Raw genomic sequence first — 24,773 nt, 5'->3', positions numbered from 1 at the left:
ACCGTATGGGTAGGTTCCATACGGCACCGTACGGAGGACGAAATGACACTCGCTTTCAAGGCCATGCCTGCGCCGGACTGGGCAGAGGCCACCACGATCACCATCCCGCCTGTTCCGACCCATACTTCCGAGGAGTGGGCACAGGCAGTCTTCGACGTCAGAAATGTCCCCGCTCCAGTTCTCGCGATGTTCTGGCTGAGGGAGCGGGTAGTCGGATTGCTCGGTATCGCCCAGGGACGCCCCGACACCTTTGCCGTCGACAAAATCGCCGACGGCGAGGCCCTCATCGAAGCGGACGAGAAACACCTACGATTTGTCGCCTCGGTTCAGGCCGACAACGACGCCGGCCTCTTGCACGTCGTCACTGCCGTGGAGCTGAAGAATAGAGCGGGCCGAATCTACTTCGCACCCGTTCAGATACTGCACGGCGTCATCACGCGGGCGATGATGACGTCGGCGCGAAAGAGGCTGTGCACGTGATCAACCGTCCGGACCGCCCTTGAGTTCGAGACTGATCTGATCGGCATCCAGCGCGGCAAGTGCCGATCCGAGCATCCGTGCGTCGAACAGGCCGTCGTCCCGCGCGTCGAGTAACGCTTGACGCTGCGCGTCGATCACGTCGAGACGGATCCTCTTCTTCGACCGACCCTCTGGCGGAACGACACTCGCCGACGCATCTTCGAGAAGCTCGAGCAACCTGCGATGCTCGTCTAGTTCGGAATCGGTGAGGTCCTGTGCTGCCGGACCGACCGCCACTACGACGCGCTTCAACGTCCCGCCCTGAAGGATCAACGAGCCTGCTGCCACCAGGAACGCAACCAAGATCAGGAGCGATCGACTCGGGGTGTCTTCCGGCAGAGTCTGCGCGGCAGCCAAAGTGACCGCCCCGCGCATGCCGGCCCAGATGACGATCGTGCCTTCACGCCATCCCAACGGCGCAGCGAGGTAGTAGTCGATATCGGCAACCGTGCGCCGCACCCGAACCTTGAACCGTTCCATCTGGCTCGCCGAAGGCTCCCGACGCCTACTGCGGCGTCGTTCGTCTGGCGGGTAGTCCTCCGGATTGTCGAGTCGATTCGCGATGTCGGAGAGTCTGGGCTTCATACGTTCACGAAATCTCGCCCGCGCTTGGAGCGCTCGCAGGAGCGGGGCTACGTACAGAGCCCGCACCAAGATCGTGAGGAACAGAGCCCCCGCCGCCACGAAGACCGCCGTGGATATGCCCTCGTGGTCGACCCGGACATCGTCGACTATCGACGAGAGTTCGAGGCCCATCACCAGGAAGATCGCGCCTTCGAGGACCAATTCGACTGTGCGCCAGTTCTGGGAGTCCGACAACCGATGTCGCGGTGACAGCTTCCGAGGAGCGTCGTAGCCGGTGACGAGCCCAGCCACGACGGCAGCAACCAACCCTGACGCACCCAACTCTTCGGCGGGGATCGCCGCCAGAAACGGCACCGTGAACGAGATGACCGTGTTGACCGTCGAATCGGTGACACGTGCACGAACCATCAGGTTGACCTTGCCGACGACAACACCGATGACCGCGGCCACGACCACGGCAAAAGCGAACTTGCCCAACACACTCCACAGTGACACCGACGCGGCGGCGCCGGCGATGGCAGTACGCAACAGAACCAGAGCGGTGGCGTCGTTGAGCAGGCTTTCGCCTTCGAGGATCGACACCACCCGCGGCGAGACCGGGAGCTTCTTGACGATAGATGTCGCGACGGCATCCGTCGGACTCACGATCGCACCGAGTGCAATGCCCCACCAGATGCCCAGTCCTGGTATCGCCCAAGAGAAGAACACACCGAGAACAAGCGCACTCACGACAACGAGCAGAACGGAAAGCCCACCGATGGCACCGAACTCACGCCGAAACTCCATCGACGGCATCGAGACCGAGGCGGAGTACAGCAGTGGCGGAAGCACGCCTGCCAGAATCCATTCCGGGTCGATGTCCACCGCTGGGACAAAGGGTAGGAGGCTGACAACGATCCCGGCCATCACCAGAATCAGCGGTGCTGCGACTCCGATACGCGCTCCGAGCGTCGAGGCCGCGACGATTCCGAGCAGACCGAGCACCACGATGATCAGAGCATCCACTGCTTCCCCCTGTACCCCCGGCTTGTGTGTCTGGCTCTTTCTACACCTGTGCCGGCGCCGGGGGCGAGACCCGCCAGGCAACGGCGACCAGAACAACCGTGAATGCCGACGCAGGCCACAGAGCGTGAAGGCCGATCCACCGATGAACCAACGCACCGATTACCGCGCCGGCGATCAAACCCGCGCACATCCCGAAGTGCTGCAGCCACGCCCACTTCGGGCCGCCCAGAAAGGCTCCGGTCAGACGCTGGCCCATCTTGACCAGCGCACCGGTCATGTACGTGACGCCGATCGTCACCTCGCCGTCGCGCTGGAACACCGAGTTGACGGCTCCCATCGCCAAGGCCATCGACGAGATCGCGCCGGGGGTGATGTCGAGGCTGCTCATCACCGAACCGATGGCCAGCAGCCCAGCCACAACCGCGAGCACGGTGACCTTGCGGGCCCGGACGGAGTACCGCTCCGTGAAGTGGGTGACGACGGTTCCCAACGCGATTCCCAGGAGGAAGAGCACGATGATCCCGCCGGCCACCCGCGCGGCCGCCCACACTCCGTCGGCAAATGCGACGCTCGCCTGCGTCATGTTGCCGCTCATGAACGAAACGAAAGGCCCACCGAGCGTGATGAATCCGAGCGCGTCGACGTAACCGGCCAGCCCGGCGAGCGCTGTCGCCAGGCCGATCAGCGACCTGCTGTATCCCGTCACCCGACGAGCTCGGTTCAGCTCAGCTTGGTGGTGCGCAGCTCGTGACCCTTGGACGTCTTGCAGCGGCCGGTTTCGAGATCCCACTGCCAGCCGTGCAGATCGCAAGTGAGGTTGGTGCCGTCGACGACACCGAACTTCGACAGGTCAGCCTTGAGGTGGGGGCAACGACGCTGAATCTCGTACCCGCCCAGCTCGATAGACGCGCTGTCGTCGTGGGCCTCGGCGAACCAGCCGTCGGCGTAGGCGATGCGTTCGTCGGTGAGGCACTTGAAGAACGTGTAGAGGAATTCGTTGTAGCCGCCGATGCGCCACGCCGTGAAGCGCGTCGACAGGAAGATGGTGTTGACCCAGTCGGGCTCGTCGTCACGCAGAACAGTGCGAACCAGTTCGGGAGCGATGCGGAAGCCGTAGCGGTACTTACCTTCTCCGTCGATGGGTTCACGAACGATCCGCTTCGGGAAGTCGAGGACAACGGTCTCCTCCCCCATCACCAGTCCGACGGGGTAGCCGATTCCGTCGCAGATGAGATCGGACTGAGCCATGATCGGCTCGAACTTGGCCTTGAGACCGTCGAGCAGCGGCTCGCCTTCGGCCGGAGCCCACGTGGCCTTCTGCGCGGCGATGACCGGGGCCATCTTCTGCGCCATCTTCTCGATGTACTCGGCCTTGTTGGAGAAGATCTTGTCGACGTCTGCGTCCGGGATGGGATGCGTCAGAGCGACCTTCTCGCTACCGCGAAGTTCGACGGCCGAGCCGGGGATCATCAGCAGACCACGATCGTTGCCGTTGATGCGCATCTGCTCGAGGAACGTGATCTGGTCGGGAAAGATGTTTCCCTCGTCGCCGTGATCGTCGTTGAGGTAGCGCAGGTCGTCGTCGAGGAAGACCGGCGGGCCGGCCGACGGAACAACCCAGGCAGCGTCGACCTGAGAGATGTAGTTACGGCAGCGGTCCATGCCACGCTGACGCTTCTGCTTGCCGAAGTTGCGCTTGGTGCCCTTCGGGATGTCGTAGACCATCGGGTACCAGATCGCGCCCGAGTACTGCAGCAGATGGATGTCGACCTTCCCGAAGGCGTCGGTCAGTGGGTCCAGGTCGACGGGCCTGGCGTCGTTCATGTTGAAACAGGTGGTTTCCCCGTCCGAGACGACGAGGCCCGAGTCACCGATCGGACCGTCTGCGGGAGCGCGCAAAGCGATGATCATGATGTCGAGGTCGCCCTTGGGACCGCTGACGGTGTGCTTGACGGAGTCTTCGGTCTCGAAGAACTTGTGGAAGCCGAGCTTCTCGAGCTCACGCTTGAGGTCCGGCACCGGGTAATCGGGGAGCAGGACGGTGGCGTCCTTGTTGACGTGCGCGATCAGATTCTTCGGATCGAAGTGGTCCTTGTGCAGGTGCGAGACGTAGAGGTAATCGCAGTCGCCGAGAGCGTCCCAGTCCAACTCGGTGTTGTCGGGGAACGGCACCCAGGACGCAAAATACGTCGGGGTCACCCATGGATCACACAGGATGGATCCGGCCTCGGTCTGGATGTGAAATCCTGCGTGGCCGACGCTGGTGATCTGCATTGCAACCTCCGAAATCGTACTGCTGGTCAACTCAGCATAGTCGGCGCGATCAGGGCCAAATCGCGATCGAGGAGGCCACCGGTTGTGACGTCATGCACGTCAGAGGTCGAAAGTGGGTTGTGAATCAGACAGGTAGGTGACGCCGACAACACTCTCCACGCTGGCGTGTTCGCCGTATTTCTTGGCGCTCGCGGGAGCTGTTTCAGCATTCCCGAGGCCAGCTCCTAAGGCTAACCTAACAAGCATGACTCGACTCCTTTCTCCCTCCACGACCGATCACGACTACTGGGCGATCGTGGACAACCTGACGCGACGCGGCTTCTTCGGCGTCGGCGCGGGCGTCGCTGCGACCGCGTTTCTCGCCGCCTGCGCCAGCACGGAAAGTTCGACGCCCGAGAACGCGGAGACCTTCGAGTTCACTCGCGGCGACGAGAAGCTGATCATTCCGACGGACCCGCAGAACGTGGTTGCCCTCGATCCGCGGGACGGCCTCGAATTGTCGATTCTCGCCGGATACCCGCTGACCGCTTACCCGTCGGGCGCCGCCGAACACCTGCGCCGCGAGGTTCCGAATGCCACGGGTGTCGAGATTTTCGCCGAAGGTGCTTCGGATCCCAACTTCGAATACATCTCGACCCTCGGCGCCGACCTTCTTGTCCTCAGCGCTGGCTGGTGGGACACCGGGTCGTACGGCAACGACCGGATGCAGCAGATCGCTCCGGTCCTGCCTGTCGGAAAGGACTTCACCCCGGAGTGGCGGAAGGTCATGGTGGACTTCCTCACTGGCATCGGGCGCAGTGATCGTGCCGAAGAAGTGCTGGCCGACTACGACGCTCACGTGGCTCAGGTCCGCCCGACTGTCGAACCACTGATGACCGGCAAGAAGGTCGCGTTTGTCGCCGCCGCGGAGGATCAGATCGCGTGGTTCCAGAACGATTTCCGCACTGCCGTCGCCGAGGACTTGGGGTTCGAGGTGTTGCGTGACGGCCCCGACCTTCGCGTGATGCTCGGACCGGAGCAGTTCAACCGTCTGGAAGATGCCGACGTCATCTTCGCCTTGGATCGCAGCGCCACCGGCAGCGTGTACACCTCGCCGACGTGGCTGCGACTGCCCGCCGCACAGGCCGGCCGAGTGATTCCTTTCGACTACTACAAGGCCGCGGGATACGCCCTGACCGCCAAGGTTCTGGTCGACGACTTGGCGGCCGGGGTCAAGCGCTAGAAACTACCTTTTCAGCAGGGTGCGGATCGCGTCGACCACTTCGGTGGGCGCCTCTTCCGCCATGAAGTGACCTGCGGACAGCGTGCGGTGCTCGAGATCGGGTGCCCACGCTGTCCACAGGGCCTCGGCGTCGTACCCGAGCATGGAACCCCAGTCCTGCTGGATGACCGTGACTGGCATGCGCAGCTGGTTGCCCGAATCCCGATCGGCCTGATCGTGTTCGATGTCGATGCCGGCCGACGCGCGGTAATCGGCAACGATCGACGGCACCGCCTCCCGAGAGGCGCGCAAGTATTCCGCCCGCACGTCAGCCGGAATTGCTTCGCGGTTTTGCGTCCACACGTCGAGAAAGTACTCGAAGAACGCGTCGGCGCTGGCGCTGATCATCTGCTCGGGGAGACCGGGTGGCTGTGCCATGAGGTAGAGATGGAATGCAACAGCTGCATTCGATCCGTGCAGGATGTCCCACATATCCAAGGTGGGGAGCACGTCCAACGAACCGAGCTGAGTGATCACATCCGGATGGTCCAGCCCCGCTCTGACGGCCACCAATGCGCCGCGATCATGGCCGACGAGGGCGAACTTCTCGTGTCCCAGTTTCTTCGCCACCTCGACGACGTCGGCAGCCATTGTTTTTTTGGAATAGGTGTCGGGGTTTTCCTCCACCGGCTTGTCGCTGGCCCCGTATCCGCGGAGATCCGGGCAGATGACGGTGTGATCCGACGCCAATGCGGTGGCGACGTGACGCCACATGAGGTGAGTCTGGGGGAAGCCGTGAAGAAGCACGAGTGGTGTCCCGCTTCCGCCGACCGCGACGTTGAGTCGCACCCCGTCTGTTGTGGAAATCTGGTGGTACTCGAAGCCTGGAATGGTGATCGTCATCGGTCGCTCTCGTTTGTAGGGGTGACGGCAAGTCGGGGTGACGGCAATCAGCCTCGCCGGAGTCGATGAGCGTTCGATGAGCGCGATAGCGTGGGGAAATGCGAGACCACACTTTTGAGGGCCCGGCTTTCGGCGTTCTTGGACCCGTGGTCGCGTGGAACCAGTCTTCACACCAGATTGATCTGAAGGGCCCACGACACCGAGCCGTCCTCGCTCGTCTGATCGTCGCCCGCGGACGTGTCGTTCCGGTGGACGTGATCGTCGACGACCTCTGGGTCGATCCTCCGGCCGGGGCGACCAGCGCAATACGTACGTTCGTTTCCGCACTGAGACGCGCGCTCGAACCGGATCGTGCGCCGCGAACGAAGTCGAAAGTCATTGTCACCGAGGGGCCTGGCTACGCCTTCCATGCTGCACCCGACGCGGTCGACGCTTGGGAATTCGAAAGGCTGGTGCGTGAGGCCGCCGATTCGACGTCGGCGCAAGCACTCGAACTGCTCCGAACCGCGCTGCAGCTGTGGAGAGGGCCGGCCTACGCGGAGTTCGCCGACGAGCCTTGGGTCCGAACGGAGCGATCGCGCTTGGAGGAACTGCGTCTGACTGCCGTCGAACGCTTGGCATCCGCGCAACTCGATCTCGGGCGAGCAGCCGAAGCGATTCCCGATCTGGATGCCCATGTGACGGAACACCCTTGGCGAGAAGAGGGTTGGCGACTACTCGCCCTCGCACTGTACCGCTCCGACCGTCAGGGCGATGCTCTGGCAGTCCTACGTCGCGCACGAAGGTTACTCGCCGAAGAGTTGGGCATCGACCCTGGTCCACGACTGAACGACCTCGAGTCCGACATTCTCCGCCGGGAGACGCACCTGGATCTTGTAGGGGCAGAACAGATCTTCACTCAGGTTTCGGCAGCGTACGACAGGACCGTAGAGGCCGGATCGAAATCGAGATTGGAGTCAACCGTCGGCCTCCTCCGAAGTTTGGCAGTTGCCGGCGGAAGCGGACTCGAGACTGCCCGAAACCAGCGACTGACAGTCATCGGCGCCGCTGAACAATTGGACGATGTCGAACTCACCGCACGGATCATCGGCAACTACGACGTGCCCGGAATCTGGACGCGATCCGACGATCCTCGGCAGGCTGCGCGGATCGTCGAGGCCGCACAGCGCACCCTCGATCGCCTTCCTGACGGCAACGAACCCGCTCGGGCCAGACTGTTGGCGACGATCGCACTCGAATCGCGCGGAGTGTCCGATCATCGCGGGCTCGAATGTGCCCGTGCTGCAGTACAGATCGGTCGTGCTCTCGACGATCCAGGACTCTTGGCGTTTGCTCTGAACGGGTTGTTCATGCAGACGTTCTGGACTACCGGTCTGGCCTCCGAGCGCGACGGCATCGGCCGTGAACTGGTAGACCTCTCCGTTCGACACGGCCTGGCCACCTTCGAGATCCTCGGCCATCTGATCCGCATGCAAGCCCTCGGTGCACTGGGGCAATTCGCTGCAGCCGAGCTACATGCCGAGACAGTTGACCGATTGGCTGGACGTCACGAACGGCCGTTGGCAGCGGTGTTCACCACCTGGTTCCGCGCAATGCGAACGGCCGCTACCGGAGCGGATGCGGCTCACTGCGAGAAGCTGTACGAAGCTGCGGCGGCGAACCTTTACGATTCCGGCATGCCCGGACTCGAGGACGGAATACTCCCTCTCGCAATTCTGTCACTCCGAGTGTGGCGCGGTTTGCCGGCAAGGTTCGACGCCACGACGCAGTGGGGCCCGTACGAACCCTGGGCCCGGCCACACCTCTTTCTCGCACACGGAGAGGTGAACGAGGCCGCCCAGGCAGTCGACGCATTGCCAGACCCGCCTAAAGATTTACTCTCCGAGGCACTGTGGTGCCTGACTGCTGCTGCGGCGACTGCGGTCGGCGACAGCCGAGTCAAGGAGCGAGCCCGAGCGGCACTCCTGTCTGCCGCATCCGAAATTGCCGGCGCTGGAAGCGGAATGCTCACTGCGGGACCCGTCTCGCACTATCTGGCGAACCTAGGGCAGACCGAAACCATCAGGTGAATGCGATCACCGTGTCACCCCACGCCTCCCGGATCTCGCGGTCGAGGTCAGCGACGACTGCATCGTGCTTGTCGATCAACAACGTCGCACGTCGGTCAGTGTCGTACGCTGGCCACCCTGGATCTGTACCCAGTTCACGATCAGTCCCGGCGGCGTAATCGCCTGCAGCTCTGGCGAAGTCCAACCACCTCGCTTGCATACGCTCCGATACATGACGCGCCGCGCTCAGCCCACCCAACTTGTAGGTGATGTCCCGCGCTCCGTGATTGATGTTGCCGAAGACGTAGGCAAGTTCGGTGCCGTGGGTCGCACCGATCTTCAACGCCTTGAGCATCGGCGGCGCGTAGTCGAAGCGATACAACCATGTCGGTGCAATCTTGCTGTGCGCCTCGGCAATCCACAGTGTCGGCAGACGGAATCCGAAGTCACGGGTCAGACCGAGGCCGGCGCCCAGCTTCGACAGCCCCGAGTATGCCCCTTCGATCTGGGAATGATCGGGTAGTTCGAGTCCTGGATGCTCGTCGGCGATCTCGGCGAACATCGACGTGATCACGACGGGATCGATCGGCATCAACGGCGACTTCATCATCCGGAATAGCGAAGACTCGTCCCTGTTAGTCCCGATGATGAGCGGAATCGGGTGTGCGTTGCCGTGTCGGAACGCTCGCACCGGGTAGTCGGGGAGCAGATCACCGTCGACGATAGGCGCGAACGCAAGAGTTCCCGGCGTCTCCTGCGGGACGCGAGCAAACAACTCGTCCGAAGGCCCAACCAAGTCTTCGGCGGACGTAGACCGCAACAGGCCCAGATCGCCGCCGCCGCTGAAGATCTCGAGAAACAGCTTCGCGACGATCTCGCCGCGTTCACTCCCGTACACCGAAGTGGCGGGCGAACTTTCGGCGATGGCGCGATGAAACAGGCCGCGCGCGGACGGGACGGTCATCAGCGTCGTCACGGCGCCGCCGCCTGCCGACTCACCGAACAGCGTCACTCGATTCGGATCGCCACCGAAAGCCGCGATGTTGTCCTGTACCCACTGCAGTGCTGCAATCATGTCGCGGAGCGCGACATTGGGTTCGAAGGTATGTTCACTCGAGTTGAAGGACGAGAAATCGACGAAGCCGAATACACCGATCCGGTAGTTGATCGAGACTACGACAACGTCACCGTTTTCTACCAATGTGGTTGCGTCGAAAAGTGGTTGGCTGGATGCGCCGCGGAAGTACGCGCCGCCGTGAATCCAGACCATGACCGGTTTACCCGGAGCCTCAGAACCGACGGGACCCGGCGCCCACACGTTGAGGAACAGGCAGTCTTCGTCCATCGGAACATTCTCGCCGAGCCGGATCATCGCGAGTCGACTTTGCGGCTCGCACGGTCCGAATTCTGTTGCGTCCTGGATCTCGGTCCACGGCTGCGGCGGAACCGGTGCACGAAATCGCAGTGGACCGACCGGAGGCGCCGCGTAGCGGATACCCTTCCAACTCGATACCGCGCCTTTCGTCGATCCTCGAACCGGCCCGAACGTTGTCTCGACTACCGGCGCTTCGCTGGGGGTGATCGTCATTCGATTTCTCCTCGAAAACAAGTTGCTACTTCGACAGGGCTTCGACAACGTGCGAGAGTTCCAATGCTGCCAGCATCAGGAACAAAACGGTCATGATTGCCGCATTGTGGCGGATCAGAGTGCTTTTGGTGGCGCTCAGTGCATCGGTCACCTTCGCCGAGGGCACGGCAGCCAAGGCTGACAGAACGATCAAGGCGATGGACGCCCCGACCGCGAACAGAACGGAGTACGCGACCACGGATACCCAGCCGAGGTGCGCGCCACCAATGATCGAACCTGCCTTGAGTTCGAGTGGCAGGTTCTTCGCGTTGGGTACGGTCAACAACAGTCCCAGGACCGCAGCTTTGGCCGGTTGCATCGAGTCGATCTGCGCCAGCCACGACGGCATCGCCGGCTCGGCATCGTCTTTCGGACGGCTACGCCAACTCGAGTAGGCGAGCGCCAGAAAACCGACAGTGAACACACCGGCGAACACCGTCTGGACGGTATACGCGCTGCCGCTGGACTTCGATTCCACTCCGGTGGTCGAGAGTGCCGTGGCTGCTGTAATCGCAGCCGCCGCCAGAACGATGCTCGCGGTGTACGCAAAAGCGTTTGCCTTCGCCCGAGTGGACAGCAGGATCGCGATTATCGCAACCAGAGGAATCGGGCTGATGACGACGCCGGTGGCGAGTGGGATGAGCTGCGCAGTAATCGATTCCATTTCTGCGACCGTACAAGCGGCCAATCCGGCCACTGGCGAAATGTTCGGCCTCCACGACATTGCCACTCACGGTGTCACAGAAGCACAGCCGTGAGGACTACCCGGTCTTCCTCCTCGACAAGCTCGAGGGACGATACCGTACAGGCGAGCGATTCAAGCCCGATCCCTGAGTCCCGTGCCACCGGCAACCGACCCGGCGAACTGATCCGCACTACTACCGCCCGAGCATCCGAGAGTGCCACCTCGAGGAAGACGGGCCCTCCTGCACCGTGTTTCACGGCGTTGGTCAGTCCCTCCGACAGAATCTCCACCACACTGTCGAGCCGAGTAGAGCCTGATCCAATCACCGTCCAGACTTCGTCGTCGACGTGACTGACGATCGGAATTGCGTAGCGCCACACCGTGACAAGATCATCGATATGCTTTCGGGCATCGGAGTCAGCCGGCTGATCAGATGACGCAGACAGGTCGCTTTCCAAGCCGTCGAGAATGTGGGCAATGGTTGCCGCAACATCGACTCGACGACCGGCAACGGTGCCCGAAGACCATGCGGCCGCTACGAGTTCACCCTGCACCGACGAGTGCAACAGCCTGGCCAGTCCACGTCGGGTGTGCATGAGCTCAGCATGGATACGAGCTGCATCGTGCGCTTGCCGGCTCAGGGCACTGCGGAGTTGACGCTCCTCGTCCTGACGCTGCGTATCCGCAGCCTTGATCAGACAGACGGACAGCGCAACCAGCGGGTAGACGGCCATCGACGAGAGATAGAAAGTCGGGGTACGGCCGAAGACTGTCAGGAGCAGACATGTCGCGGTACTGCTGATCAGCGCACTCGAGCAGTACACCGCAAAAAGAGTCGCGATCCGTCTCAGAGGGCCGCCTCCGTTGCGAACGGCTCGGCGAGCGCACACATTGCCACCGACGAAGATCCAGAAACCGACGGCAATCTGGACCGCCGTGAACGTCACGCCGTACGTTCCGAGCAGGTAGACGGTCACCAGTGCCGTGTATGCGAACACCGGTCCGTACAGTGGCGCCGGTTCAACGCTACGTACGACGCCGATCAATCGATCCCTCGCCGTCAGCCGCACAATCGGCGTCGGTGATTCGATCTGGGGAATCTCCCGGAACAGCCGATGACTCATCGGGCGAACCACGTCGTCGGATATTCGCTTCAAGAGCGCTGCCCCGCGCGCTCCCTCGAGTTCCGTTTCAGCAACCGTGTGCATGACTGTTTCGATGCTGCGCTCGAGCTCTCGCCGACACTGCGCACGGGTCTGGTCGAGACGGAATCGATCCCGGGCCTGTTGGAGTTGGACGGCGGCCCCGGCAACCTTCAAACTCCGTTGCAGCGCGACGCGGTCACGGAGAGCACCTACCAATACGGCGATCAACGACAAGAAAACAACGCTGCACACGACGTTGAGCGCAACCCGGACGAGCATCGGTCTGGGGTCGACGGGGAGTTCGAGCGCGCGGGTGATCGCGTCGAGGACGAACGGGCGGATCGCACCGATCACTGTGAACAGGGCCAGGGCTGCGAACTGCGATCGGTGCGTTGCAAGGACGGCCCTCGCAATGAGCAGCATCACCCCGACAACGCAGTGGGTCGCAAAGGCGCCGACCGCCATCGCACCGACCTCGCGGACCCCGGTGCACAGGTAGTAATTGGCCATCACGGTCACCGCGAACGGCAGCGTCAGAATCCACGACCACTTGGTGACTATGTTCCGATCACCGAGCCGAAGCCACCACTCGCGCAGGTTCACGCGGAGTCGGTCACTTCGGGAACACCTATCTCTTCGGGTACACCGAAATGACGGATGAAGATGCTCGCGGCAAGCACTCGCGGATTGGTGGACGAATCGTGCGCCAACCCCAGGCTCTCCAGGGTGCGCGCGATGAGCTTCTCCACCCCGCGGATCGAGGACCCACGATGGGCTGCGATTGCACTGTTCGACCAGCCGAGCGAGATGTAACGCAGAAGATCGAGCTGTGATCTGGTGAGGCTCGACAGGGCGGAGTCCCGATCACTCCCGAGCGTCGGTGGCTCGGTTTCCGTCAACGCGGCCTCCACTACGCCGATCAACTGATCCGCCGACTGGACAGCCGCCTTGTCCACGAACAGCGATTTCGGCGGCACACCCGCAGAACCTGGCGCCGTCGATGCGTTGGGGTAGTTGGTCAGGAACACGATCGCGCAATGCGGAGCCTTCACGGTGACGATGTTCGCGAGATCGACGCCGTTCGGCCGCACACCCAGGTCGATGTCCGTGACCAAGAGGTCCGGATCGAATCCGTCGAACTCCGTGAGCGCTTCGACCGCCGATCCGGCGGTATGAACCACGAACCCGGCGTGTGTGAGCGCGTCACCGACGAGTGCACGCATCAGTGGTTGGTCTTCCACCACCAACACCCGTCGCACCCACTGGCTGGTCTCCATGACCAGAGATTAACTGTTGGGACAGTGCGCATTCGACCGAGCGGGTGGTGACGGTTTCCGAGTAACACGGCAGTTATCGACCATGCGGGCTCCAAGCATTTCGCCCGGTATGTCCCAAGCGCCGGAGCGCAGGGTGTTCCGAGTACACACCCCTTCGACACATCAGGACGGGCCATGACCGCACCGACCACACCGAAGAACACCGCAGTACGACGAGCCACTCTGCTGGCAGTATGCGTGAGCACCGCGATGCTCATGCTTGACATCGCCGTCGTCAACACCGCCTTGCCGTCTATCGCATCCGACCTCGATACCGGTGTCAGCGCCCTGCAATGGGTAATCGACGCATACACGCTGGCATTGGCGACAGTGGTTCTCAGTGCCGGGTCGTGGGCGGACAGACGGGGTCGACGCCACGTTTTCGTCGTCGGCATTCTGTGGTTCACCACGGCATCTCTGATCTGCGCATTGGCACCGAACATCTGGGTCCTCGACATCGCGCGGGCGGCTCAGGGCATCGGTGGCGCAGTGCTCTTCGCCTGCTCACTTGCCTTGCTGGCGGACGTGTTCGAGAAGGGACCCCAGCGCGCAACTGCCTTGGCTGCCTACGGCGCCACGATCGGCGGCGCGTTTGCGGTCGGCCCACTAGTCGGCGGGCTGCTTACCGAGTTGTCGGATTGGCGCGCAATCTTTTTGATCAACGTTCCGATCGGGCTGATCACCCTGGCATTGACTGTCCGGTGGGTTCCCGAATCATGCGATCCTCGACCTCGCGGAGCGGACGTACTCGGGCAGATTCTGGTGTCCACGGGTCTGGCAGCTCTGGTATTCGGATTGTTGCGCGGCAACGAGGCCGGATGGTTCGAACCCGAGCCGATGATCGCCGCGGTGATCGCCGGAGCCGCCCTGATCGGTTTCTACCTGCACGAACGTCGAGCCGCCGAGCCCATGCTGCCCCCGCATCTGCTCGCCAATCGCGCCTTCGCCGGAGCGCAGATTGCAGCGCTCTCGATCTCCGCCTCCCTGTTCGCCGTCTTCGTCTACACGACGATCTACCTGCAGAACGTGCTGCATCTGTCCCCCGTAGACGCAGGCCTCGTTTATCTGCCGGCGACGGTCGCGATGTTCGTCGTCGCTGGCGCCACCGCAAAATTGGACGGACGCATCCCCGTCTCGATCTCGTTGACGTGTTCGCTTCTACTCGTCTCGGTGGGGCTGGTCATGATGACCGTCGTCGACGTGACAAGTTCGCCGTACGCGATACTTCCCGGATTTGTTGTCGCGTGCGTGGGAGCCGGGGTGTTCAACCCCGTCATGAGTGGGTTGGTTCTGGGCGAAAGTACTTCGAACCATTCAGGATTGGCTGCAGGAATCAACGACGCGTTCCGACAGACCGGCATCGCAGTTGGTGTTGCTGCGCTCGGGGCCTTCCTTCCGGCGCAGTCGATGCTGCCCGGCGGATCACCGAACGACTTTGTCAGTGGACTTCGGCTGGCACTGTTTGTCGCAGCCTTCGTCGCCGCGCTCGGTGCGTTGGTCTGTGCGGCGACGTTGCGCACAACCGGCGTCAACCAGACGCTTTCCGAGGAATCCGAGCAGGTGCTGTCGACAACTAGTTGACCGTTTTGTCCTGCATGTATGAATTTCACTCCTTAGAATCGAACCGTCCTGCATCCGCAGGTACGAGGGGATACGGATGATCTATCGACTGCTCGGGCCGTTGGAGGTCGTGCGGGGGCCAGCGGCGAGCGACGTGATCGATCTGGGCCCTCGAAAACAACGAACGGTCCTCGCCGTCCTACTGCTCAACCGTGGACGCGTCGTCTCCACCGACCGGTTGATCGACGCTCTCTGGCACGACAACGCGCCGGCCAGCGCGATGGCAAGTATCCAGGCGTACATCTCCAACCTGCGCCGAGCACTGCGCGTCGAAACTGGCGCGGCGTCACCGATAGTGCGCCAACCACCCGGCTACGTTCTCGACGTCGCTCCCGCAGAGGTCGATCTGTCGGTGTTTCTCGAAGACGCCGAAGCCGCACGGCGAAACGTGGAGGACGGCCAGTGGCAGGAGGCACTGACAACCGCTGACCGAGCCCTCGACTCGGTCCGCGGGCAACTCCTCGACGATCTGAACGACGCACACTGGGTGGAGATGGAGGCCGCGGCATTCGAGGAAGTGCGGACCGAATGTCGCGAGACTCGGATCACGGCACTTCTTGCTCTCGGCCGCCTGGCACCCGCGCTGGTCGACGCCGCTCAACTATGTAGCGAATACCCGTTCCGCGACCGGACCTGCTGGCTGAGAATGGTTGCCCTGCACCGGGCCGGCCGATCACCGGAAGCCTTGGAACAGTTTCAATTACACGCGTCTCGGCTCGACGCCGAGCTGGGACTGGAGCCCGGCGGAGAGCTGACAGCACTGCAAGGCGCGATCTTGCGCCACGAACCGGGTCTGGTCGCCTGGCCGCGCACCCCGGGATGGACAGGGGCCGAGCACGTTCCGGTCCCGACTTCTCCCCTTGCCGTAACAGCCATGCCCGAGACGGATTCCTCACGGTTGTTCGTCGGGCGCGCGGCACAGACGGGTGTCGCCGACAAGATGCTCGACGACGTCCGCCGGGGCTCGCCCCGCTGGTTGATCCTGACCGGTCCCGCCGGCATCGGCAAGACCCGATTCGCCGAAGAGTGTTCGTCGAGAACAACGTCCATCCAAGGAGCCGCCGTCTGGGCACGTTGCCCGGAAGACGACGGAACGCCGCCATGGTGGCCGATTCGCAGACTGATTCGCGAACTCGGCGCCGACGCAGACGCCGTACTGACGCCGCCGACCGACATCGATCCGGACGAAGCGAGATTTGCTGTCTACGAACGGGTTCGCACCACCATAGAAGCTGCGGCGACCGATGCACCGTTGACCGTCGTCATCGACGACATTCAATGGGCAGATCCCACGTCCCTTCGTTGCCTGACCTACCTGGTCGGCGCAATGTCCAGTGCCACAGTCTGGTTCGTCTCGACGCTCCGTGACTCGGAAGTCGTTCCGGCGGTGCGCAAGTTCGAAGACGCCGTACTCCACGGCGAAGGAAATCGAACCATGGTTATGCCCGCGCTCGTCCAGGCCGAGGTGGCAACCCTTGCCAGTTGCGTCTCCGGGGACACACTCGACGAGGCGGAGGCAAGAACCCTGGCGGAACGAACCGGCGGCAACCCGCTGTTCGTCTCGGAGTACTCCAGGCTTCCGAGGAACGAGCGACTCGGCGACAGCATCCCCGTCGCGGTTCGATCCGTCCTCGGCCGACGTCTATCCGCCGTCGAACCGGTAGTGTTGCAGTGCCTTCGGGTGGCCGCAGTTATCGGCGACGCCATCGAGATGGACACGCTGGCCGCGGCCGCCCGTCTCGATGTCGACACTCTCGCCGACTATCTCGATGCGGCAGCCGATGAACGAATCATCGTCGCGGACCCGGCAATCGGTGGTTACGTCTTTGCTCACGGACTTCTCCGAGACGAAGTACTCGAAGCGATACCCACGCTTCGGCGCCAGCGGATACACGCCCGAGTTGCCGAAGTGCTTGAAAACTCTTCCGATCCGGACCGACTGAGCCGTCGCGCACAACATCTGATGTCGGCCCTTCCCCTGGTCGATCCACTCGCCGTTCTGGAGGCGTGCACGGCTGCAGCGCAGGACGCGACCGATCGATGGAGCTCCGAAACCGCGGCCGAGTGGTGGGAGGCCGCTGTCCACGCGTTCGACTTGCTTCCGACGTCCCGGCAATCCGCTGACGATCGGGACGACCTGTTGGTGGCCAGAGTCGAGGCCCTCGCCCGGGCCGGTCGAGGGCAGACAGTTCTCGACGTCGTCAATGCCGGTCTCCTCGAGGCTGTTCGGGAAGGGCGGACCTCCGCCGTCGGACGATTGGCAGGCGCATTGCTTCGGGCAGCCGGTGCCTGGCCGTGGGTTTCCTACGGTACCGATCCAGGACCATTGCTCGAACGGCTCGCGGCGGTGGAACCACTGGTCGAGAACGACAGAGCCGCTCACGCAAGGGTTCTTGCCGCCTTGGCGGTGGGCAGTTGTTACCACCCCGATGCCGAGATCCCGAATCGATGGAGCGCCCGAGCTCTCGACAGCGCTCGCGCTCTGGACGATCCGGATGTGATCGCCGACGCCCTACTAGGACGGATTCTGCTTTTCTCCGGTGTCGCGGTGCACAGCGCCGAGTCGATGCGTCTGCTGCACGAGCTTTTCGAACTGCCGCACCAACAATCGCGTGTCGACAGCGTCGTCGCACACGCCGTCGCGAGCATGACGGAGATGAATCTGGCAAATGTCGATGCCGCCGTCAAACACGTCAGGCAGGGGATCATCGGCTGCGAACTACTGAGGCTCCCGGTTGTCCGGGTCCAATTACGCTGGATGGAAGCAACTCTCGCCGAGTGGCACGGAGACTTCACGCAAGCTCGGCGACAGTACGAGACGGCCAGGCAGATCCATCTGCAAACGGAGTTGTACACGGCTGGCAGCGCCGACCTGGCGTTCAACACTTTGGAATGGGAGCGAGGTGCGTTGGCCGAATCTGATCCCGGTGTCGTGGAACCCGATTCGTGGGTCATTGCCATCGATGCAGCCCGAGGTGAGCGCGAGGCCGCTTCCGAAGGCATCAAGAAGTGGCTGATCAATCGAGGGCCGCAGACGTGGACCACGCTGGGGCACCAGACACTACTTGCGCGCGTCGTGGCAGATCTGGAACTGATCGAATATGCCGATACGTTCATCGACCTTCTCGCTCCACACATCGGTTGCATCGCAACGGTAGGCCACGTCGGTGAGCTGGGCTCGGTCGCCGAAGCCTCCGCGCGACTCCATGCACTTCTGGATCGCGTCGAAGAGGCATCGACTCTCTTGGGACAGGCAGAAATGATCGCCACCGATTCCGGCGGAGCACCAACACTGCTGCGCTGCCGACTGCTTCGGGCCCAACTTCGAGAGCCGTCGACCGAACGTGAACGGGAGCTGGCGGAAGTGGCGACCGAATCGGAGGCACTCGGCATGCTCGGCGTAGCTGCACGGGCTCGATCGATATCGCTCTGAGCTGCGCATCTGCACTTGGATAAAACTTGGATCCGTTCGAATACGCACGTCAAGAACCAGCCAAGCCTGTTCGGGCAGTCTTCCTCTACAACCGAAACACGGATGAGGAAGGAAGACCATGAACCTTCAAACCCCCATGCTCGACGCAGCTGTCGAATCACTGCGCGCAGAGGTGGCTGGCTCTGTTGCCCTGCCGGGTGGGACGGGATACGAGTTGGCGACTCCGTGGAATGTTGCGGTTCCGGTCGCTCCCGGCGCTGTGGTGGCAGTCGAGAGCGCGCAAGACATTGCCGCCACTGTGCGATTCGCGGCGAAGCTGGGCCTGCGCGTCGGTGTTCAGCGCACCGGCCACGGCGCTGTCCCTCTCGGCAATGACGTTCTGCTCGTCCACACCGGCAAGCTCACGGAGTGTGTCATCGACCCCGAAAACCGCACTGCCCGAATCGGCGCGGGCTTGATCTGGCAGGACGTCATCGACGCTGCCGCTCCCCACGGCTTGGCGCCACTGGCGGGTTCTTCACCCACCGTCGGAGTCGCCGGCTTCCTCACCGGCGCCGGCATCGGCCCGATGGTGCGCACGTACGGCCTGTCCTCCGATCACGTCCGGTCATTCGACATCGTCACCGGCAGTGGCGAACTCATTCATGTCACCCCTGATGAACACGCCGAATTGTTCTGGGGGCTGCGCGGCGGAAAAGCCACTCTGGGCATCGTCACAGCCGTCGAGATCGACCTGATACCCCTCACCCACTTCTACGGTGGCGCGCTCTATTTCGACGGCGCAGACGCAAGCGCGGTTGCGCACGCCTGGCTGGACTGGTGCGCCGACCTGCCTGAGCACAGCTCGACCTCGATCGCCTTTCTGCAACTTCCGCCGCTTCCACAGGTTCCGCCGCCGCTGGCCGGCAGACTCACCTTCGCGGTCAGATTCGCAAGTCTTGCCGAGGAATCCGATGCAAAGGCACTGCTCGACCGAATCCGGTCAGTCGCAACACCACTGATCGACGCAGCCGGCGTACTGCCGTATGCCGCCATCGGGGCAGTGCACGCCGATCCTGTCGACCCGATGCCGACGCACGAATCCACGGCATTGACGACCGAGCTGTCACACGAGGCCGTCGACGCACTACTGTCCGCTGCCGGCTCCGGATCCGGTTCACCTCAAACCGTCGTCGAACTGCGCCTTCTCGGTGGCGCCCTCGCTCGGGAACCGAAGCACCGCAGCGCTTTCTGCCATCGTGATGCCGCCTTCACGTTGTTCACCGTCGGAGTTCTTGCCCCGCCGATGATCGACGCTGTAGTCCCGCACGCCGAGGCTCTCGGTCGAGCGATGGCACCATGGACGAACGGGCATGCTCTGCCCAACTTCGCGCCCAGCGTCGACCCGGAGAAGATCGCCCGCACCTACGACGAGGACACCGCCCACTGGCTCAGCGCTTTGGCGAACACGCATGATCCACAGGGGGTGCTGGCCGTCGGCCAGGTCATGCGCCGGATTTCGTGAACTTCGCCAACTCTCGCAACCGGACCAGATCCCAGGCATGCCTGGGTCGACGGACGCCCGGACGATCTCGGGGGACTCTGACCCGCAGTGCCTGTGGGCTGACTGTGCACCTGACGGGAGTTGGCATCACGAGAGCCTCGCCGTCGACGCCGACCGGAATCTCATCGGTGTCGGCGTCGATGATCACCTCGAATCCGGTGCCCTGAGCCAGCCCGTGCTGATGCGCCCGATGGAGCAACCCGACGGCCTGACGGGCGCTGACAACCGAGATCGCGACGATCCCGAGAGTGCCCCGGTCCAAACGCGGGCGATGGCCGAGCCCCGCCAAGTCGTTCATCTCGTACGGTCCGTTGCTGATCAACACCGCCTGTGGCCCGATCGCGGACACGCTCGGGGAGCGGGCAGTCAGTACCGCTCCGGCGCGTCCGGCGAGGAGATCCGGGAGCATCTGCAGGAAGGTGCTGGTCTTGGCGTCGCGGTACTCCGGACTCTGGACTACCTCGGCGTACGCCCCGAACGATGCGTTGTTGACGAAAGTTCGACCGCCGACGTTTCCCAGATCGACCGTGACCTCGACGCCGTCGACGAGCGCGTCGAGGCACCGAGACGGATCCTCGAGATCGAGCCCCAGATCCGCGGCGAAGTGGTTGCGCGTTCCCGCGCTGACGACGAGGAAGGGCAGGTCGTGTTCGGCCGCGACAGCAGCAACCAGTGCCTGCGTTCCGTCGCCACCGGCAACGCCGAGCAGGTCGGCGCCATCCGCGACCGCCTGCCTGGCCAAGGCCGTCACATCGATCTTCTCGGGCCCCTCGAGCAGTACGACCGTGGCCCCCCGTTCCTCGGCCTTGCGTTTCAAGTCGAACTTCTCGACCTTGCCACCGCCAGAGTTCGGGTTCATCACGAAGAACGGTTTGACGGGCGGCGGTGCCGGTCGCTCGACAACCGGCAATTCCTTCTCCTCCCCCTCCAAGGCGGTGCGAGCGAAGATACCGGCTACGACGAACAATCCGATCGCGAGGAGCACCACCCACAGGAGGCGTTCTCGGACCAGGAAGGTGAGCACCACGATCGGCGTCAGTACCGCCACGGCCAACGAGAGCCAGCGGAGGAATCCGCGGGTCGTCAGAAACCAGTACACCGCCACGACGCACACAATCACGCCGCCGATCCCCAGGAGCAGCATCGTCAGGGTCTTCAAGCCGGCGAAGACCAGAAGCACCGCAACCGCCAGGACCAACGCCGCAAATGCCGCGCGCGCCAACCAACGCTGTTTTGACGAAGGCCGATCCGTGCGGACAGGGGTCGTCATCGAGCCACCTCCCGCAGTCCGACTGGCCGGCTATTCAAGTGTTGATACTTCCGTGTCTGCTCCCTCAGGACTAGCCAATAACCAGCCCTCGGAAACCCACCATTCATGCGCTGATACGTTATGACGACACCTCGTCATAAAAAGGAGCAGGCCCGTGACAACACCGACAACCGCAGCGTGGGGATCTCCGGAAGCTCCCCTGACCGGGACTCGGAAAGCCGGTCTCCACGGCCTGCGGTGGACGGCCTGGTTGGCCGGCGCGACAGGTCTTGCGCAATTGGTGACGATCGGGCTGACCTTCACCGACACTGTCCGCGGAATCGTTCCGGCAACGTACCCGCCTGCAGATGTGGCCTGCGGCGTCGTCGCGCTCGTTCTCCTGGTTACCCTGCTTGTCGGCCGACCCGACGGTCCCGCGATGTTGTCGGGTCTCGCCCTCCTCATGGCCATGCTGATGGCGCCGACACTCCACAAACATGCACCCGAGTCGCTCTGGCTGGCGGCGGCACACGCCGTCTCGGTCGTAGCCGTCATCACGCTGTCAGTGATGACTTCGCGGTTCTCCAGTGCTGAGTTGGATCGGTCGTGACACCGGATTCACCCCTCTCGCTTGCGGCCGAAGAATGGATCACTGATCTGACTGCGGCGGAGATGGAGCGATTGCGCAAACGCACGACGCTCACCCCCGCCGAAGAGCAGGAGGTCAGCCGATCCGTACGCTCGATCGCGCAGCAGATGATGCTCGTACCAGTCTCGATGTGGCAAGGTGATCCACGCCTTGTTGCGGATCTGTTCGACCTCCCCGTGACCGTGAATCAGACACAGGAGGATCGATCATGCCGAAGTTGACCGGTGGCGCGACAACCGCGGAGCACAAGGTCGCCACCCGAGAAGCCATGCTGGACGCCTTCATTCGCGAACTTCACGAGCAGGGCTGGCAGAACGTGAAGCTGCAGACTGTGGCCCAGGCAGCCGGCGTCTCGCGGACAGCGGTGTACAACTACTTCCCCGACAAATCTGCGTTACTGCTCGCCTGGTCCACCCGCGAGATGGATAGATTCCTACTCCTGGCCGAGCGCGAACTCGCAGATCGCGAGAATCCTGTCGACCGACTCGAAATCCTCGTCAAACTGACGCTCGTCGAGTTCTCGCTGCAGCGATTCACGGGAATCGCGTTGGTCGAATTGTTGTCCGCGCAGGATCGCGATCGATTTCTCGAACGTATTGTCCCGCTGTCGGTTCTGGTCGAACAGCTCGTCCAGGAAGGTGTTGACGCCGGTGTCTTTGTCGATTCCGATGCAGCCGCCTCCGCGCAACTCATCCTCGCCTGCGTGGAAAGCCGGCGCCCGATGCTCATGGCCGGCGACCGCGTGGACACCGTCGTAGCGACCACCGTCCCGTTCATCATGCGCGCGTTGGGCGTTGCGTGGCCGACTTCCCTCGCCGCCGAACCCACTGATCGGCCTGCCCACGATCGGTAGGATCGCAGGTATGCACTTCGACCTCCCACCCATCGATCAGCAGGCCGAGCGATTGATCGAACTCGGAGTGCACGAGATGGCCGGACTTTCCGCCAACGACGTCAGGGCGGCCGCCGCGGCCGGACACGGTGACGCGGGATTGCTTACCGTCCACGAAAAACTGGCTCCAGCTTCAGTTCTGACTCCACTGCTCAGGCACAAGAGCAAAAGCGGATTCGTTGTCGTCGACATGGCGGATGTTGATTTGTTCGCACCCACCGAGCAGGCAATGCTGCCCGAAAGCGCATTGCATCTGCTCAGTGAAGTCGACCGTGGGGACCACCTGGCAAATTGGAGCCCGGACGAAGCGCTGCCCGCAATCGTCGACGCAGACCGTACGCCGCTGACGCTTACGGAAGGCATCCACTGGTTGTTGCAGCGTCCCGACATTCTCGAACGCGGAAAGTGCTTCATGACCATCGGTTCCCGATTGCGTAAGCCTGACGGATCTTTCGACACCAGAACTCCCGCCGTGTGGATCAGCAACGGAACCGGTCGGGATGGCAAAGACAACCGCAACGCCCCGAAAGTCGGGTGGTGTTGGTGGGGCAACCGCCACACGTGGTTGGGCTTTGCATCGGCGAGCGACCGGGTACCGCTCCCGAACTAGAGCACGGTTGCGCGGTCGAATCGGTACCGATCCTTCCACGGCATCGCGGCCTCGAGCAGTGCAGCGGCAGAGAGCAATTCCGCGTCACACCCCCACTTCGCGGAGATCATCACGCCGAGCGGAACACCGTCTTCCGTCCAACCCAGCGGCAAGCTGATCGACGGGAATCCAGTTGCGTTGGCGACGATGGTGTTTCCGGTGAATGCGACCATGTCGATCAATTCGGTCGCGGGGTCTTCGTCGTTGCGTAGCTCCCCGATCGCCAATGGCGGCTTGGTCACAGTCGGGGTGACGACAAGATCGGCGTCGGCGTAGTCGAGGCTCCATCGCCGCGCCCATGCTTGCACCACACCGATGGCCGCTGCCAGATCGCCGGACGGCACCTCGCTTGCTTGAACTCGCAAGTGCTGCACAATCGGACGGAGAAGGTGTTCGTACTCTTCCGGGATCGGCTTGGTTCCGGCCAAGGATGAGAACATTTTGGTGAAGGCATCAACAAAGACGTCATCGCGGGCTTGCGGTCGCTCGAACACGTTGTGTCCCAGCCCCTCCAGTACAGTACCAACCTTCGATACAGCATCCGAGAGCTGCGGATCCACGGCTCCGCCGGAGACCGATCCATGAGCAAGAGCGACGGTCAAGGGGCGAGCTTGCACTCCCCCAGCCTGTACGACGAACTCTTCGAACGACTTCGGCCGAGGCGGGTGGATAGTGCCTGCGCCAGGTCGTGTTGCCAGAACGTCCAGCAGCGCAGCGGTATCGCGAACTGTCCGGGCGATCGGCCCCTTGCTCGCAAATCCGAAGTTATCGTGCCCTGCCACTCCCATCGTGATCAAACCGCGGCTCGGCTTGAGGCCCACCACACCGCACGCACTCGCCGGAGAACGCAACGACCCTGCCGTGTCACTTCCCTGGGCAAACGGCACCAGACCAGCGCCGACGGCGGCCGCCGCACCACCACTGCTGCCGGCGGCGCTTCGTGTGCGATCGAACGGACTGCGAGCGGGCGGAGCAACTTCCGGCTCGGTATAACACGCCGCCCCGAACTCGGGCACTGTGGTCTTTCCGATGTCGATCAACCCACCTTCGCGGATCGCCTCGACGATCTCGTCGTCGGCATCGGGCACGAAGTCCCGAAACAGCGCCGATCCGAAGGTAGTGCGGATGCCGCGAGTAGCGTCGAGATCCTTGATGGCCGTCGGAACGCCGAACAGGCGCGGAAGCGGTCCGTTGTCCCGCTCGTCCAGCCTGAGCTGGGCTTGTTCGGCCAGTGCAACTGCATGCTCCCCGGCAATCGTCGTGAACGCGCCCACGTCGTCGGAAGTGGTCGCACGGTCGACGAAGTACCTGGTTACCTCGGGAATGGACACCTCCTTGGCGGCGATCACACCGGCAAGTTCGACGGCGGACAGTTGATGGAGATCAGTCATCTGGCAACACTCCTTGTAGGTCGATAGACACTTGTAATT

General features: G+C 62.9%; 20 protein-coding genes. 10 read left to right on the top strand and 10 right to left on the bottom strand.

Annotated elements, in window-relative coordinates:
- Nucleotides 1–42 precede the first annotated feature (42 nt).
- Nucleotides 43–480 carry a DUF2867 domain-containing protein gene (locus ACFWEM_RS01445; protein ID WP_378530487.1) on the top strand — a complete coding sequence of 146 codons (438 nt, stop codon included), beginning with the start codon at nt 43–45 and terminating at the stop codon, nt 478–480.
- On the opposite strand, the gene ACFWEM_RS01440 is transcribed toward ACFWEM_RS01445, so the two are convergent.
- From ACFWEM_RS01440 to ACFWEM_RS01430, 3 genes are read right to left on the bottom strand one after another with little or no spacing between them, the layout of a single operon-like run.
- A complete protein-coding gene (locus tag ACFWEM_RS01440; protein ID WP_378530485.1) occupies nt 481–2,109 on the bottom strand; it encodes a cation:proton antiporter in 1,629 nt (542 codons plus the stop codon).
- Between the two features lie 40 nt (nt 2,110–2,149).
- Nucleotides 2,150–2,815: a YoaK family protein gene (locus ACFWEM_RS01435; RefSeq protein ID WP_378530483.1), complete on the bottom strand. Its 666-nt coding sequence runs from the start codon at nt 2,813–2,815 to the stop codon at nt 2,150–2,152.
- A gap of 14 nt (nt 2,816–2,829) precedes the next feature.
- A complete protein-coding gene (locus ACFWEM_RS01430; RefSeq protein WP_378530481.1) occupies nt 2,830–4,383 on the bottom strand; it encodes a Rieske 2Fe-2S domain-containing protein in 1,554 nt (517 codons plus the stop codon).
- Nucleotides 4,384–4,627: 244 nt separating this feature from the next.
- On the opposite strand from ACFWEM_RS01430, the gene ACFWEM_RS01425 reads away from it, so the two are divergent.
- Nucleotides 4,628–5,605 carry an ABC transporter substrate-binding protein gene (locus ACFWEM_RS01425; protein WP_378530478.1) on the top strand — a complete coding sequence of 326 codons (978 nt, stop codon included), beginning with the start codon at nt 4,628–4,630 and terminating at the stop codon, nt 5,603–5,605.
- A gap of 3 nt (nt 5,606–5,608) precedes the next feature.
- On the opposite strand, the gene ACFWEM_RS01420 is transcribed toward ACFWEM_RS01425, so the two are convergent.
- Nucleotides 5,609–6,487, bottom strand: coding sequence for an alpha/beta fold hydrolase (locus ACFWEM_RS01420; RefSeq protein WP_378530476.1), 879 nt, complete (start codon nt 6,485–6,487; stop codon nt 5,609–5,611).
- Nucleotides 6,488–6,585: 98 nt separating this feature from the next.
- On the opposite strand from ACFWEM_RS01420, the gene ACFWEM_RS01415 reads away from it, so the two are divergent.
- Nucleotides 6,586–8,556 carry a BTAD domain-containing putative transcriptional regulator gene (locus tag ACFWEM_RS01415; RefSeq protein ID WP_378530474.1) on the top strand — a complete coding sequence of 657 codons (1,971 nt, stop codon included), beginning with the start codon at nt 6,586–6,588 and terminating at the stop codon, nt 8,554–8,556.
- Here the strand turns inward: ACFWEM_RS01415 and ACFWEM_RS01410 are convergent.
- From ACFWEM_RS01410 to ACFWEM_RS01395, 4 genes are all read right to left on the bottom strand, one after another.
- Nucleotides 8,549–10,123, bottom strand: coding sequence for a carboxylesterase/lipase family protein (locus tag ACFWEM_RS01410; RefSeq protein ID WP_378530472.1), 1,575 nt, complete (start codon nt 10,121–10,123; stop codon nt 8,549–8,551). The two genes, ACFWEM_RS01415 and ACFWEM_RS01410, sit on opposite strands and share 8 nt — an antisense overlap.
- Before the next feature lie 25 nt (nt 10,124–10,148).
- Nucleotides 10,149–10,826 carry a GAP family protein gene (locus tag ACFWEM_RS01405; protein ID WP_378530470.1) on the bottom strand — a complete coding sequence of 226 codons (678 nt, stop codon included), beginning with the start codon at nt 10,824–10,826 and terminating at the stop codon, nt 10,149–10,151.
- Nucleotides 10,827–10,900: 74 nt separating this feature from the next.
- Nucleotides 10,901–12,595, bottom strand: a complete 1,695-nt coding sequence (locus ACFWEM_RS01400; protein ID WP_378530468.1) for a two-component system, sensor protein — start codon at nt 12,593–12,595, stop codon at nt 10,901–10,903.
- A complete protein-coding gene (locus ACFWEM_RS01395; RefSeq protein WP_378530466.1) occupies nt 12,592–13,269 on the bottom strand; it encodes a response regulator in 678 nt (225 codons plus the stop codon). Before ACFWEM_RS01395 ends, ACFWEM_RS01400 begins: the two co-directional genes overlap by 4 nt.
- Nucleotides 13,270–13,443: 174 nt before the next feature.
- Here ACFWEM_RS01395 and ACFWEM_RS01390 point away from each other — a divergent pair, with 174 nt between their 5' ends.
- The 3 genes from ACFWEM_RS01390 (at nt 13,444) to ACFWEM_RS01380 (ending at nt 19,865) form a co-directional block, all read left to right on the top strand.
- Nucleotides 13,444–14,889, top strand: coding sequence for an MFS transporter (locus tag ACFWEM_RS01390; RefSeq protein WP_378530463.1), 1,446 nt, complete (start codon nt 13,444–13,446; stop codon nt 14,887–14,889).
- A gap of 76 nt (nt 14,890–14,965) precedes the next feature.
- Nucleotides 14,966–18,361 carry a BTAD domain-containing putative transcriptional regulator gene (locus ACFWEM_RS01385; protein ID WP_378530461.1) on the top strand — a complete coding sequence of 1,132 codons (3,396 nt, stop codon included), beginning with the start codon at nt 14,966–14,968 and terminating at the stop codon, nt 18,359–18,361.
- Nucleotides 18,362–18,479: 118 nt separating this feature from the next.
- Nucleotides 18,480–19,865 carry an FAD-binding oxidoreductase gene (locus tag ACFWEM_RS01380; RefSeq protein WP_378530459.1) on the top strand — a complete coding sequence of 462 codons (1,386 nt, stop codon included), beginning with the start codon at nt 18,480–18,482 and terminating at the stop codon, nt 19,863–19,865.
- Here the strand turns inward: ACFWEM_RS01380 and ACFWEM_RS01375 are convergent.
- Nucleotides 19,846–21,174 carry a diacylglycerol/lipid kinase family protein gene (locus ACFWEM_RS01375; protein WP_378530457.1) on the bottom strand — a complete coding sequence of 443 codons (1,329 nt, stop codon included), beginning with the start codon at nt 21,172–21,174 and terminating at the stop codon, nt 19,846–19,848. The two genes, ACFWEM_RS01380 and ACFWEM_RS01375, sit on opposite strands and share 20 nt — an antisense overlap.
- Nucleotides 21,175–21,328: 154 nt before the next feature.
- Here ACFWEM_RS01375 and ACFWEM_RS01370 point away from each other — a divergent pair, with 154 nt between their 5' ends.
- From ACFWEM_RS01370 to ACFWEM_RS01355, 4 genes are read left to right on the top strand one after another with little or no spacing between them, the layout of a single operon-like run.
- Nucleotides 21,329–21,763: a hypothetical protein gene (locus ACFWEM_RS01370; RefSeq protein WP_378530455.1), complete on the top strand. Its 435-nt coding sequence runs from the start codon at nt 21,329–21,331 to the stop codon at nt 21,761–21,763.
- Nucleotides 21,760–22,023 carry a hypothetical protein gene (locus ACFWEM_RS01365; RefSeq protein ID WP_378530453.1) on the top strand — a complete coding sequence of 88 codons (264 nt, stop codon included), beginning with the start codon at nt 21,760–21,762 and terminating at the stop codon, nt 22,021–22,023. The genes ACFWEM_RS01370 and ACFWEM_RS01365 overlap by 4 nt, the downstream gene beginning before the upstream one ends.
- On the top strand, nt 22,011–22,655 hold the full coding sequence (locus ACFWEM_RS01360) for a TetR/AcrR family transcriptional regulator (RefSeq protein WP_378530451.1): 645 nt from the start codon (nt 22,011–22,013) through the stop codon (nt 22,653–22,655). The genes ACFWEM_RS01365 and ACFWEM_RS01360 overlap by 13 nt, the downstream gene beginning before the upstream one ends.
- A 10-nt stretch (nt 22,656–22,665) precedes the next feature.
- Nucleotides 22,666–23,304 carry a DUF5701 family protein gene (locus ACFWEM_RS01355; protein ID WP_378530449.1) on the top strand — a complete coding sequence of 213 codons (639 nt, stop codon included), beginning with the start codon at nt 22,666–22,668 and terminating at the stop codon, nt 23,302–23,304.
- On the opposite strand, the gene ACFWEM_RS01350 is transcribed toward ACFWEM_RS01355, so the two are convergent.
- Nucleotides 23,301–24,734 (bottom strand): amidase, encoded by a 1,434-nt coding sequence (locus tag ACFWEM_RS01350; RefSeq protein ID WP_378530447.1) that lies wholly within the window; start codon nt 24,732–24,734, stop codon nt 23,301–23,303. The genes ACFWEM_RS01355 and ACFWEM_RS01350 overlap by 4 nt on opposite strands.
- Nucleotides 24,735–24,773 lie beyond the last annotated feature (39 nt).

Source organism: Rhodococcus sp. NPDC060176, assembly GCF_042728675.1.
Lineage (GTDB): Bacteria > Actinomycetota > Actinomycetes > Mycobacteriales > Mycobacteriaceae > Rhodococcus_F.
This window is presented reverse-complemented; position numbering and strand designations above follow the sequence as displayed.